Annotated in this window: 1 protein-coding gene; it reads left to right on the forward strand. The window is 66.1% G+C overall.

Going from position 1 to position 625, the window contains the following annotated elements; all coding sequences use genetic code 11:
* On the forward strand, positions 1 to 625 hold a 625-nt coding region (locus JYJ84_RS37460; RefSeq protein WP_205190372.1), incomplete at both ends, for an efflux RND transporter periplasmic adaptor subunit.

Consider the following 625-nt stretch of genomic DNA (forward strand, 5'->3'; position numbering starts at 1 on the left):
TCTCTACAAGATCGACCCGGCGCCGTACGTCGCTGCGCTGAATAGTGCAAAGGCGACGCTTGCGCGGGCGCAGGCGAACCTCGTCACGCAGAACGCGCTGGTCGCACGCTACAAGGTGCTGGTGGCCGCGAACGCGGTCAGCAAGCAGGACTACGACAACGCGGTGGCCACGCAAGGCCAGGCTGCGGCAGACGTCGCGGCCGGCAAGGCAGCGGTCGATACCGCACAGATCAACCTCGGCTACACCGATGTCGTGTCGCCGGTTTCGGGCCGCGTCGGCATTTCGCAGGTGACGCCGGGTGCGTACGTGCAGGCGAGCCAGGCAACGCTGATGTCGACGGTGCAGCAACTCGACCCGGTGTATGTCGACCTCACGCAGTCGAGCCTCGACGGCTTGAAGCTGCGCCAGGACGTACAGAGCGGCAAGCTGAAGACGAGCGGCCCGGGCGCGGCAAAAGTGTCGCTGATCCTGGAAGACGGCAAGACCTATTCGGAGCCCGGCAAGCTGCAGTTCTCGGACGTGACGGTCGACCAGACCACCGGCTCGGTGACGATTCGCGCGATCTTCCCGAACCCGGGCCGCGTGCTGTTGCCGGGGATGTTCGTGCGCGCACGGATCGAGGAG

The organism is Burkholderia sp. LMG 13014 (assembly GCF_905232215.1).
In the GTDB taxonomy this organism is placed as follows: Bacteria; Pseudomonadota; Gammaproteobacteria; order Burkholderiales; family Burkholderiaceae; genus Burkholderia.